12 protein-coding genes and 1 tRNA gene are annotated in these 11,662 nt (G+C 40.7%); 11 read left to right on the forward strand and 2 right to left on the reverse strand.

Annotated elements, in window-relative coordinates; all coding sequences use genetic code 11:
* Nucleotides 1-127 precede the first annotated feature (127 nt).
* From HMPREF2984_RS04090 to HMPREF2984_RS04120, 7 genes are all read left to right on the forward strand, one after another.
* On the forward strand, nt 128-571 hold the full coding sequence (locus HMPREF2984_RS04090; protein ID WP_049534613.1) for a zinc-dependent MarR family transcriptional regulator: 444 nt from the start codon (nt 128-130) through the stop codon (nt 569-571).
* The gene (locus HMPREF2984_RS04095) at nt 568-1,275 is read left to right on the forward strand and encodes a metal ABC transporter ATP-binding protein (RefSeq protein ID WP_049534612.1); all 708 of its coding nucleotides are present in this window, start codon (nt 568-570) and stop codon (nt 1,273-1,275) included. Before HMPREF2984_RS04090 ends, HMPREF2984_RS04095 begins: the two co-directional genes overlap by 4 nt.
* The gene (locus HMPREF2984_RS04100; protein ID WP_003028598.1) at nt 1,268-2,074 is read left to right on the forward strand and encodes a metal ABC transporter permease; all 807 of its coding nucleotides are present in this window, start codon (nt 1,268-1,270) and stop codon (nt 2,072-2,074) included. Before HMPREF2984_RS04095 ends, HMPREF2984_RS04100 begins: the two co-directional genes overlap by 8 nt.
* A 9-nt stretch (nt 2,075-2,083) precedes the next feature.
* A complete protein-coding gene (locus HMPREF2984_RS04105; RefSeq protein ID WP_070670581.1) occupies nt 2,084-3,586 on the forward strand; it encodes a zinc ABC transporter substrate-binding protein AdcA in 1,503 nt (500 codons plus the stop codon).
* A gap of 144 nt (nt 3,587-3,730) precedes the next feature.
* On the forward strand, nt 3,731-4,198 hold the full coding sequence (locus HMPREF2984_RS04110) for a CopY/TcrY family copper transport repressor (RefSeq protein ID WP_049534608.1): 468 nt from the start codon (nt 3,731-3,733) through the stop codon (nt 4,196-4,198).
* A gap of 3 nt (nt 4,199-4,201) precedes the next feature.
* On the forward strand, nt 4,202-6,454 hold the full coding sequence (locus HMPREF2984_RS04115; protein WP_070670583.1) for a heavy metal translocating P-type ATPase: 2,253 nt from the start codon (nt 4,202-4,204) through the stop codon (nt 6,452-6,454).
* A gap of 12 nt (nt 6,455-6,466) precedes the next feature.
* Nucleotides 6,467-6,676, forward strand: a complete 210-nt coding sequence (locus HMPREF2984_RS04120) for a heavy-metal-associated domain-containing protein (protein WP_003040978.1) — start codon at nt 6,467-6,469, stop codon at nt 6,674-6,676.
* 286 nt (nt 6,677-6,962) lie between these two features.
* Here HMPREF2984_RS04120 and HMPREF2984_RS04125 read toward each other — a convergent pair whose 3' ends face one another.
* Nucleotides 6,963-7,823 carry an RluA family pseudouridine synthase gene (locus tag HMPREF2984_RS04125; RefSeq protein WP_003041056.1) on the reverse strand — a complete coding sequence of 287 codons (861 nt, stop codon included), beginning with the start codon at nt 7,821-7,823 and terminating at the stop codon, nt 6,963-6,965.
* Between the two features lie 137 nt (nt 7,824-7,960).
* Between HMPREF2984_RS04125 and pbp2a the strand changes: the two genes are divergently transcribed.
* The 4 genes from pbp2a (at nt 7,961) to nusG (ending at nt 11,249) form a co-directional block, all read left to right on the forward strand.
* Nucleotides 7,961-10,180 (forward strand): penicillin-binding protein PBP2A, encoded by a 2,220-nt coding sequence (gene pbp2a, locus HMPREF2984_RS04130; RefSeq protein WP_049534601.1) that lies wholly within the window; start codon nt 7,961-7,963, stop codon nt 10,178-10,180.
* Between the two features lie 49 nt (nt 10,181-10,229).
* Nucleotides 10,230-10,382, forward strand: coding sequence for a 50S ribosomal protein L33 (gene rpmG, locus HMPREF2984_RS09380; RefSeq protein WP_003074882.1), 153 nt, complete (start codon nt 10,230-10,232; stop codon nt 10,380-10,382).
* Nucleotides 10,383-10,391: 9 nt separating this feature from the next.
* Nucleotides 10,392-10,568: a preprotein translocase subunit SecE gene (secE, locus tag HMPREF2984_RS04135; protein ID WP_049534599.1), complete on the forward strand. Its 177-nt coding sequence runs from the start codon at nt 10,392-10,394 to the stop codon at nt 10,566-10,568.
* 144 nt (nt 10,569-10,712) lie between these two features.
* Nucleotides 10,713-11,249, forward strand: a complete 537-nt coding sequence (gene nusG / locus HMPREF2984_RS04140) for a transcription termination/antitermination protein NusG (RefSeq protein ID WP_003040842.1) — start codon at nt 10,713-10,715, stop codon at nt 11,247-11,249.
* Nucleotides 11,250-11,462: 213 nt separating this feature from the next.
* On the opposite strand, the gene HMPREF2984_RS04145 is transcribed toward nusG, so the two are convergent.
* Nucleotides 11,463-11,533: transfer RNA gene (locus HMPREF2984_RS04145), tRNA-Cys, on the reverse strand.
* Between the last annotated feature and the right edge of the window lie 129 nt (nt 11,534-11,662).

Consider the following 11,662-nt stretch of genomic DNA (forward strand, 5'->3'; position numbering starts at 1 on the left):
TAAATGTTGCACTTATTCTTGCAATTTATCTTATGAAAAAGGCGCTGAAATTTTCACTTGACTTTTATTTTCTTTATGATATACTTAACTAGTAAAGAATTAACTGGTTAATCAGAAAAGGAGAAAAATGGGTCAGCTAGCACATGAAATTGATCGTTTTTTAAATGAAATCATTTTAAAATCCGAGAATCAACATGAGATTTTGATTGGATCTTGCACGAGTGGTATGCCATTGACCAATACTCAAGAGCATATTTTGATGTTGCTGTCTGAGGAGTCGCTGACAAACTCAGAGTTGGCGAAGCGCTTAAATGTTAGCCAGGCAGCGGTAACAAAGGCCATCAAGTCATTGATTAAGCAAAAGATGTTGGAACCTTTTAAAGATGTGAAAGATGCGCGTGTTATTTTTTATCGGTTGACAGAATTAGCGAAGCCAGTTGCTGCGGAGCATCATCATCATCATCAGCATACATTGGAAATTTACGAAAAAATTGCCAATCAATATAGTTCTGATGAGCAAGCAACTATTCAACAATTCTTAGAAACCTTAGTGGGGGAAATCGGAAAATGAGATATATCACAGTTGAAGATTTGTCCTTCTATTATGATAAGGAGCCTGTGCTGGAGCATATTAACTATTATGTGGATAGTGGTGAGTTTGTGACTTTGACAGGTGAAAATGGAGCAGCAAAAACGACCTTGATCAAGGCTAGTCTTGGTATTTTACAGCCTCGATTTGGTAAGGTGACGATTTCTAAGACGAATACAGCTGGCAAGAAGCTGCGGATTGCTTATCTGCCACAGCAAATCGCTAGTTTTAATGCAGGTTTTCCCAGTACTGTTTATGAATTTGTTAAATCAGGTCGGTATCCACGTAAAGGCTGGTTTCGTCGTTTGAATGCGCATGATGAAGAACATATCAAGGTCAGTCTGGACGCCGTTGGCATGTGGGAACATCGAGACAAGCGGATTGGCTCGCTTTCGGGTGGGCAAAAGCAACGGGCAGTCATTGCGCGCATGTTTGCTTCGGATCCGGATATTTTTGTCTTGGATGAGCCGACAACGGGGATGGATGCTGGCAGCAAGGATGAATTTTATGATTTGATGCACCATAGTGCACATCGGCATGGCAAGGCTGTGCTGATGATTACGCATGATCCGGAGGAAGTCCGAAAATATGCGGACCGCAATATTCATTTGGTGCGAAATCAAGATTCGCCATGGCGGTGCTTCAATGTTCACGAAAGTGACAAGGAGGAGGTGAGCCATGTTTAATTTATTAGCTTACGACTTTATGCAGCGGGCTTTTCTGGCCGTAATTGCCATGAGTCTGTTCTCGCCTGTGTTAGGAACTTTTTTAATTTTGCGGCGTCAGAGTTTGATGAGTGATACGCTCAGCCACGTGTCGCTTTCGGGGGTTGCTTTTGGCTTGGTGCTAGGCATCTCACCTACGATTTCAACGGTAGTGATTGTTATCATTGCGGCAGTCTTCTTAGAATACCTGCGGACAATCTACAAGGATTTCATGGAAATCGGAACAGCAATTCTGATGTCAACAGGACTTGCCATTGCTCTGATTGTTATGAGTAGGGGCAAGAGTTCCAGTTCTATGAGTTTGGATCAGTATTTATTTGGCTCTATTGTCACGATTAGTACGGAGCAGGTGATTTCACTCTTTATCATTGCGGCAATCGTGCTGGCATTAACCTTCCTCTTCATTCGACCAATGTATATTTTGACCTTTGATGAGGATACAGCTTTTGTGGACGGTTTGCCTGTGCGCACCATGTCCATTCTGTTTAACATTGTGACAGGTGTTGCCATTGCCCTCATGATTCCAGCGGCAGGTGCGTTGCTGGTATCGACTATTATGGTGTTGCCAGCCAGTATTGCTTTGCGGTTGGGCAAGAACTTTAAATCCGTTATCTTGTTGGCAAATGTCATCGGCTTCTTAGGTATGATTGCTGGATTGTATATTTCATATTATGCAGAAACGCCAGCCAGTGCAAGTATTACGATTATTTTTGTCGGCGTATTTTTACTAGTAAATTTATTGAAAAAATTTATCAAATAGGAGTAAGAAATGAAGAAAATTGGTCTATTAGTAGCAAGTTTACTGAGCATCTTTTTAGTGGCTTGTTCCAATCAAAAAAGTGCAAATGGGAAATTAAATGTTGTCACAACATTTTACCCAGTTTATGAATTTACCAAGCAAGTGGCAGGCGATACTGCCAATGTTAAGTTGCTAATCGGTGCAGGGACAGAACCACATGAATATGAGCCTTCTGCTAAGGCTGTCGCAACGATTCAAGATGCAGATACTTTCGTTTATGAAAATGAAAACATGGAAACTTGGGTGCCAAAATTGCTTAAAACCTTGAAAAAAGGTAAAGTGAATGTGGTGAAGGCGACTGGGAAGATGTTGCTACTTCCTGGTACAGAAGAGGAAGGAGATCATGATCATGGTAAAGAAGGACATCATCATGAATACGATCCTCATGTATGGTTATCACCAAAACGTGCTATTAAAATGGTGGAAAATATTCGTGACAGCTTAAGTAAACGCTATCCCGATAAGAAAGCGACTTTCCAAAAAAACGCAGCAGCCTACATTAAGAAATTAGAAACTCTGGATAAAGAATATACAACTGGTTTAGTAAATGCAAAACAAAAAAGTTTTGTAACGCAACATGCTGCTTTTCGATATCTTGCATTGGATTATGGTTTGAAACAAGTTCCTATTTCAGGGCTTTCACCAGATAGTGAGCCTTCAGCAGCGCGTTTGGCTGAATTGGCAAAATATATTAAGAAAAACAATATTAAGTATATCTATTTTGAAGAAAATGCTTCTCAAGCATTGGCTTCTACATTGGCAAAAGAAACAGGTGTGAAGTTAGATGTCCTTAATCCGCTTGAAAGTTTGACTGAAAAGCAAACAAAAGATGGAGCAGATTACATTTCCATCATGCAATCAAACTTGAAAGCCTTGAAGAAGACAACTGACCAAGAGGGCGCTGAAATTTCTGCTGAAAAAGAAGAAAATACGAAGACCGTTCAAAACGGTTACTTTGAAGATAGTGCTGTTAAAGATCGTACTTTGTCTGATTACGCTGGTCAATGGCAATCTGTCTATCCATATTTGCAAGACGGAACTTTAGACCAAGTCTTTGATTACAAGGCAAAATTGAGTGGTAAGATGACAGCGGCTGAGTACAAAGCCTATTATGAAAAAGGCTATAAGACAGATGTGTCTAACATCAATATCACAGATAAGACCATGGAATTTGTAGTAAACGGGCAAAAGAAGAAATATACTTACAAATATGTCGGCAAACACACTTTGACGTATTCGAAAGGTAATCGTGGCGTGCGCTTCATGTTTGAAGCGACAGACCCTGACGCAGGTAAGTATAAATATGTTCAATTTAGCGACCATAATATCGCCCCAACGAAAGCAGCACACTTCCACATTTTCTACGGTGGTGAAAGCCAAGAAGCCCTCTTTAACGAATTGGAAAATTGGCCAACTTACTATCCAACGAAATTAAGCGGACAAGAAATCGCCCAAGAAATGCTTGCGCATTGATGAAGGTATGAATTTCAATACAGAAAGAGAAAAATCGAGTTGAGTAAATCTTCTCGATTTTTTTGCTTGACAAATTCTGATTACAGATGTAAACTATAAAAGAATTGAAAATTACAACTGTAATCAGAGAAGAGATGAAACAAAATGGAACAACAAAATATCAGTCAGGCAGAATGGCAAGTTATGCGTGTTTTGTGGGCGTATCCTCATAGCAGAAGTACTGAGGTGGTGGAGCGTTTAGAAGCTGATTTCGATTGGAAACCGGCTACTGTCAAAACCTTGCTGAATCGCCTGAAGACCAAAGAGTTTATTTCAATGGAAAAGATTGAGGGCAAGTTTTACTATGATGCTCTGATCTTAGAAGATGAGCATTTGGAAAATAGTTGGCGGACCTTACTTGACAATATGTGCAATACCAAGCATGGTGATTTAGTGATTTCAATACTAGAAAGCAATCAATTCAGTCAAACGGATTTGTCTCGAATCCTAGATGTTGTAAAAGAAAAGCAGGTACAAGCTCCTAAAAGAGTTCAATGTAATTGTCCACCAGGTCAATGTACTTGTGGCGCGCATTGTCAAGATGATACGAATAAATCCAAAATGGCGGAGTAAGAAATGGAAAAAGACAAAAAAGAGTATAAATTATTCGGCATGACCTGTGCAGCTTGCGCGATGACCATTGAAATGGTTGTCAAGGAACTTCCAACGGTTGAGGAAGCTACGGTGAACTTGGCGACGGAAAAATTGACAGTTTTTCCAAAAGAAGGATTTGCAAGCGAGCAAGTCTTAGAGGCTGTGAAAGAAGCAGGTTACCAAGCGGTAGAAAAAGGGGAACAAAAGCAGTCGGATTATGAAAAACAGGCTGCAGAGAAAGAAGAAACCGTGCGCAAAATGGCACGTCAGATTTGGTTTGCGGCAGGAGCGACCGTGCCACTCCTCTATATTTCAATGGGGAGCATGATTGGTTTGCCGTTGCCCTCCTTTTTAGGTCACATGACGCATCCCATTGCCTTTGTATTGGCGCAGTTTTTCCTTACTTTGCCAGCGATTTGGGTTGGTCGCGGTTTTTATGTACGTGGTTTTCGGAATTTGGCAAAACGGCATCCGAACATGGATAGTTTGATTGCTGTAGGAACGAGTGCAGCCTTTCTGTATAGTTTGTACTCGGTCGTTCAAGTTTTACTGGGGCATCATACTTTTGTATACCAGTTGTATTTTGAATCAGTTGGTGTGATTATCACTCTTGTTTTACTGGGGAAATATCTGGAAGCCAATGCCAAGGGACGAACTTCGCAAGCGATTCAAAGTTTGATGAGTTTGGTGCCCAATCAAGCAACGGTTATTCGTTATGGCGAAGTCGTCACAATTGATACAGAAGACATCAAGGTTGGAGACATTGTACGGATTAAGCCGGGAGAGCGTACGCCAGTTGACGGTGTGGTTATCTCTGGACAAACTTATGTAGATGAGTCTATGATGACAGGGGAAAGTGTTCCTGTCGAAAAAAATGTGGGCGATGTGATTACGAGTGCCACTATGAATCAGACGGGTTCTATTGACTATGAAGCAACGAAAGTTGGTTCAGACACAACCTTGGCTCAGATTGTTCATTTGGTAGAGGAGGCACAAGGCTCGAAAGCGCCTATTGCGGCTATGGCAGATAAGATCTCGCTCTACTTTGTACCAATTGTCTTGGGCTTGGCAGTTTTAGCAGCTCTGTTGTGGTACTTTCTGGCAGGAGAAAGCCTGCAATTCTCACTTTCTATCTTTATTGCGGTATTGGTTATCGCTTGTCCCTGCGCGCTTGGGCTAGCAACTCCGACGGCTATTATGGTAGGTACAGGAAAAGGAGCTGAAAATGGCGTCTTGATTAAGTCGGGACAGGCTCTTGAAGCGGCTCATTTGGTAGAAGTTGTCGTTCTGGATAAGACAGGTACGATTACCGAAGGGAAACCAAGTTTGACGGATGTGTTGACTTTTGGTGATGTCACACGGGAGGAATTGCTACATTTGCTTGCAAGTAGTGAGCAACATTCAGAACATCCATTGGCGGTAGCAATTTTGGAAGCCGCTCAAGATGAAGTCGTATCTTTGGCACCGGTAACGGATTTCCAAGCAATCTCAGGTAAAGGGATTATAGCTCAAGTAAAAGCTCAAGAAATTTTAATCGGGAATGAAAGCTTGATGAGACAATACCAAGTCGAGCTCGGAGAACATATCTCTGACTTGATTTCCTTATCTCATCAAGGAAAGACGGCCATGTTTGTCGCTTTGGATAGACAATTGGTGGGGCTGGTAGCAGTTGCTGATCCAATCAAAAAAAATAGCCGTGCAGCTATTGCTGAATTGCAAAAAATGGGCTTAGAGGTTGTGATGTTGACAGGGGACCGTGAGGAAACAGCTCAAGCTATCGCAAGAGAAGCTGGTGTCGATCAAGTGATTGCAGGAGTATTTCCAGACGGCAAAGCAGATGTCGTCAAGGATTTGCAAGTGCAGGGGGAAAAGGTTGCCATGGTGGGTGATGGAATCAATGATGCACCTGCTCTGGTGCAAGCTGAAGTCGGGATTGCTATTGGTTCTGGAACAGATGTGGCTATTGACTCAGCCGACATTGTTTTGATGCACAGCGACCTTTTAGATGTGGCGACAGCCATTCGCCTCAGTCAGGCTACGATTAAAAATATCAAAGAAAATCTTTTCTGGGCTTTTGCCTACAATACCTTAGGAATACCAATCGCAATGGGTTTTTTATATGTATTTGGCGGTCCGCTGCTCAATCCTATGCTAGCCGGTCTTGCCATGAGCTTTAGCTCGGTTTCTGTCGTCACCAATGCGCTGCGTTTACGGCGCTTTAAAATAGAATCATAAAAGGAGTTCATCATGAAACAAATTGTTACTTTAGAAAATATATCTTGCCAAAATTGCGTGAAGCATGTCACCGAGCACTTCCTAAAATTGGAAGGTGTATCGGACGTTCAAATTGATTTAGATACAAAGGTTGCGACTGTAACCACCAATCATGCATACAGTGCAGAAGATTATCAAGCTGCTCTGGCTAAAACGATTTATAAGGTTGTTAATGTTGCATAAAAAATGAGGCTGGGCAAAAAGTGTCCCAGCTTCTATTAGAATTAGTAATAAACGAATAACGCAGCTTCAACAATTCACTGAATTGTTGAAGGCGGGAAATCAGCCTTGCACAGCAAGCCACTATGATTGCTCAAAGCACTGCTTTGAGGTGGCAGATAAAACTTGCGAAGCAAGTATCAAAGCTGTTCGCTTTTCCAGCTCGGAAGAGCACATAATTACCCTTGCGGGGGTGGGACCACGAACTAAAAATCGAAAATTTTTAGTTCTGTTCCACTCCCATTATTTTTTAAATCAATCCTTTCTCAAAGCTTTGAGAGCTGACTTCAACACTAATTTTTTCAAGCGTAAAAGGATGTGTGAAAGTTAAACGATGAGCATGGAGCATGAGACGCTTTGCTTTTTGCGGATTGTACAATGGATCGCCGATAATGGGGTATCCATGATGAGCAAGGTGTACACGGATTTGATGAGTTCGCCCAGTTTTAAGTTGACAGCTGACGAGCGTCTTGTTTTCAAATTCTTTTAGCTTTGAGATATGGGTCTCAGCGTATTGACCATTTTTGTTATCCACTAGCCGTTTTCGCCGATCGTGACGGTCACGCCCGATTTTATCTGTATAGATTTGACGTTTTTTGGGAAATGCTCCTTGTACCAAAGCCCAATATTCGCGCGAAATTTCCTTGTTTTCTAGCAATCGATTTAAAATTGGCAAGATAAAAGGATTCTTCGCAAAAAGAACAGCTCCGCTTGTTTCCTTGTCTAAGCGATGAACGACATAGCAAGTATTTCCAACATAAGCAGAGACATGATTTAAAAGTGCCAGCTCCGTTGGTTCATTGGCATGTGTTTTCATACCTTCGGGTTTGTTGACGATGGTGATGTGTTCATCTTGGTATAGTTCTTCCACCAGGCTAGCATTTCCCATGAGAATGGATTTCTGTGGATAATCTTCTTCGTCAAAAATCAACGTAATTTCGTCATGTGGATGGACAATACTCTGCCAATTGATTGATTCATGGTTGACGAAGACGTGTTTTTTAATGCGTAGAAAATGGCGAATCTTTCGTGGAATCAAAAAATGTTCTTCCAGCAGCTCTTTGACTGTCATTTCTGGTAAACCTTGTGGAATCGTAATCGTAAATTGCATATAGTTATTGTAACAAAATAGCCGATGATTGAAAATAAGCAGCTCGAGATTAAATAATTTCTTAAAGTTTTCTAAACTAAACGCTTGATAAGAGGTCCTTTCTTGTCTGGATATGGAGAAGGTGATAGAATAAGGATATGAAAAAATTAAGTGAGTTATTTGAAATAGTAGTGAATCATTTTAAAAAGGAAAGTCCTGAGCGCAAGCATCAAGAGGTGGCAGAGGTTGAAGAATCTGAGCTGCATTTGAGCCGATCTGGGAATAGTCGGAAAAAGCCGATTTCTCAACACCCATTTCGTCGATTTTGGCGTCGCTATCACCTGACGAAGATTGTCTTAATTTTGGGACTTGGTTTTGGTTTGGTGACAGGAGGTTATCTCTTTTATGTTGCCAAATCCACTAATGTGAATGATTTGCAGAATGCTTTGAAAGCAACGACATCTATTTATGATAAGGACGGCAAAAAAGCTGGAAGTTTGTCAGGGCAAAAGGGAACTTACGTAGAATTGTCCCAGATTAGCCCGAATTTACAACATGCTGTCATTGCGACAGAAGACCGTTCTTTTTATAAAAATAGTGGGATTAACTACGGTCGTTTTATCATGGCGATTTTGACAGCGGGACGTTCTGGTGGTGGTTCTACCATTACACAACAATTAGCCAAAAATGCTTACTTATCTCAGGATCAGACCATTGAGCGGAAAGCAAAGGAATTTTTCCTCGCCTTGGAATTAACCAAGAAATATAGTAAAAATCAGATTCTCACCATGTACCTCAATAATTCTTATTTCGGGAATGGTGTGTGGGGAGTAGAAGATGCTTCTAAAAAATATTTCGGCGTATCTGCTAGCCAGCTGACACTAGATCAAGCAGCTACCTTAGCAGGAATGCTTAAAGGACCTGAGCTATACAATCCCATTGCTTCTATCAAAAATGCAACCAATCGGCGCAATACCGTTCTGCAAAATATGGTAGCTGCTGGCTATATCAATCAAGCAACAGCCAATCAGGCAGCAGCGAATGGTTTGGGCAGTCAATTGGTAGATGCTTACACAGGAAAATCGGCAGATTATCGCTATCCGTCTTACTTTGATGCGGTTATCAATGAAGCAGTTCGAGATTATGGTTTGACAGAAGCCGATATTGTTAATAACGGCTATCGTATTTACACGGAGCTAGATCAGAATTACCAAGCTAGCATGCAAGTCATCTATGATCGCGAAGATTTATTCCCGCAAGCAGCCGATGGGACAAGAGCCCAATCGGGTAGTGTAGCGCTTGACCCTAAAACTGGAGGTGTTCGCGCGCTTGTCGGGCAAATCAATAGTACGAGTGCCAATTTCAGAAGTTTTAACTATGCTACACAATCTTCAAGAAGCCCTGGCTCGACTATTAAGCCCTTGGCGGTTTACAGCCCTGCAGTTGCAGCAGGTTGGTCCATCAATAAAGAGTTGGACAATAGCACAACGACTTACGGAAATTACACCGTGAACAACTATGGTGGGATTCAATCCAGTCCGACTGTGCCAATGTATCAGGCTTTAGCGCAATCCTTAAATATTCCAGCGGTTGCTGCTGCTAATGAATTGGGACTGAAAAAAGTTTTTGAATATGGTAAAAAATTTGGCTTGAATATGGATAAAGTGGATCAGACTCTTGGGGTGGCTCTCGGCAGTGGCGTAACAACCAATCCGCTACAAATGGCACAAGCCTACTCGACTTTTGCCAATAATGGTGTTATGAATGATGCTCATTTGATTACCAAAATCGAAAATGCTAGTGGACAAGTAGTCAAAACTCATAAATCAACTTCAACGCGAGTGCTTAACCGCTCAACAACAGAAAAAATGACGAGTATGATGCTGGGAACATTTACCAATGGTACGGGTGTTTATGCGGCTCCTTACGGCTATGATATGGCTGGGAAGACAGGAACGACAGAGACTGACTTTAACCCAGATTTATCAGGAGATCAATGGGTTATTGGTTACACGCCAGATGTGGTGATTAGTCAGTGGCTAGGTTTCCCAAAGACTGATGAAAATCATTATCTGACAGGCACTAGTGCCAATGAAGCTTCAGCTATTTTCCGAAGTGTGGCAAATAGTATCCTACCGTACACAAATGGTACGAAGTTTGGTGACGAAAATGCCTATGCAAAAAATGGCATTGCACCGGTTGATACGAATGGTACAAATGATACTGCAAATCAAAGTAACAATAATTCAGATATTTTGAAAGATGTGCAAGATAAAGCCAAGAATTTAGTTGACCAAGCTAAGAAAGCAATTGACGATGCTAAGATTCCTGAAAAAGCACAGAATCTTTGGGACACGGTTAAGAGTTGGTTCCAATAGACTTGTCAAAAACGGGCTTTCCTGATATAATAAACAAGATGGAGGCGTTATGGCACTAAAAAAAGCGAGTCTGGCGTGCACGGTTTGTGGATCGAGAAACTATTCAATCAAATTGAGTAGTACGCCAAAACCAAAACGTCTGGAAGTAAATAAATATTGTAAGCATTGCAGTAAATATACGATTCATAAAGAAACTAGATAGGAGAAAGTTGTGAAATTCATTAAAGATACATTTCAAGTATTAAAAGATACAACTTGGCCAACTAGAAAGCAAAGCTGGATAGATTTTATCTCAGTCATGGAATATACAGCTTTCTTTGTCGTCATTATTTATCTTTTCGACTTACTTGTCACAAGAGGTTTGGTACGATTGTTAAATATCTTTTAATTTTTAGCCTGCTTGTTGTTTTATCAAGTAGGCTTTTATTATAAAAATGGTAGTAAAAAGATTGCATTTGCCATTTTTGTGGTATAATAGGGCTAGAAAAGAAACCGAAGCCCTCAGGCTTTTTTATTTAGGAAAGGAAGAACGATGGACAGTTTTGATAAAGGCTGGTTTGTCTTGCAGACATACTCAGGATATGAAAATAAAGTAAAAGAAAATCTTTTACAACGTGCACAAACCTATAATATGTTGGAAAATATTTTGCGCGTGGAAATCCCAACGCAAACGGTACAAGTGGAGAAAAATGGAAAAACCAAAGAAGTTGAAGAAAATCGCTTCCCAGGTTACGTCTTGGTAGAAATGGTGATGACAGATGAAGCGTGGTTTGTCGTACGGAACACACCAAACGTAACAGGCTTTGTTGGCTCGCACGGAAACCGCTCCAAACCAACACCACTATTGGAAGAAGAAATCCGCCAAATCTTGATTTCAATGGGACAAACCGTTCAAGAATTTGACATCAATGTGAAAGTTGGCGATACAGTTCGGATTATTGACGGAGCTTTTGCAGATTATACGGGTAAAATCACCGAAATTGACAACAACAAAGTTAAAATGATTATTTCGCTATTCGGAAATGATACAGTTGCCGAAGTAAATCTGAACCAAATTGCTGAATTATAATAAAAAGTGAGCTAGAAATCAATTTTTATAGTTATTGGTTTAGCTCACTTTTTGTGCTATTTTGATGAAAAATAAACTCTTGTTGAAAATGTTTGTCTCAAATTCACCCACCAATTTTATTATATTTGACCTAATTTAACCGAACAAAAAAATAAAAAAGCCCGATTTTACGGGCTTTTCATTCGGTTAATTCCTGTTAAATCAGGTTACGGAAGGCGGTAGACGGATTTGAACCGACGATCAAGCTTTTGCAGAGCCGTGCCTTACCACTTGGCTATACCGCCACAACGTTTATTATTTTATCCTAAAAAATCGTTTTCGTCAAGAGTGTAGATTGGTTTCTCTTTGTAAAATTTTAGTGTTTTCCGATTAAATTTAATCGCCCTGTTGTAAAATGAAGTGCAACACAGAAG

The organism is Streptococcus sp. HMSC066E07 (genome assembly GCF_001814695.1).
Taxonomy (GTDB): domain Bacteria; phylum Bacillota; class Bacilli; order Lactobacillales; family Streptococcaceae; genus Streptococcus; species Streptococcus hominis.